The sequence below is a fragment of the Neobacillus vireti genome (assembly GCF_036962465.1).
Lineage (GTDB): Bacteria > Bacillota > Bacilli > Bacillales > Cytobacillaceae > Neobacillus > Neobacillus vireti_B.
This window is the reverse complement of record NZ_JBALNF010000039.1, coordinates 2,014-2,354: the sequence shown is the minus strand read 5'-3', so window position 1 is coordinate 2,354 and position 341 is coordinate 2,014. Positions and strand designations below refer to the sequence as shown.

Annotated in this window: 1 protein-coding gene; it reads right to left on the bottom strand. The window is 27.3% G+C overall.

Features of this window, described 5'->3' with window-relative positions; translation table 11 throughout:
• Nucleotides 1-341 (bottom strand): HNH endonuclease (locus V7077_RS17220; RefSeq protein WP_335504132.1); only part of this gene is annotated, 341 nt, incomplete at both ends.

Sequence of the window (341 nt, the reverse complement as noted above, 5' to 3'; positions counted from 1 at the left end):
GAGTTTGAAGAAATTAAGTACCTTTTCTTTATCTAAAAATGAAATTTGTTCAAAGAATTCAATTTCAATGCTATCATTTTTATAAGTAAAATAAAAATAATCATCTAAATTATCAAAATATGGATGCATAATAGGTAAGTACAATTTTTCTTGCTTTATTCTATCATTACAAGCAGAACACGCAACAACTAAGTTTTTGGGATAAATAGCTAGTAATGGATACCGAGATTTAGGAATAAAATGATCTACTGAGGATGAATCAAATTCCATTTCATGAATATCACAATATGGACAGGTACTTTCAAGAGTTAATTCTTCCCTTAATTCTCGTATTGCATTAG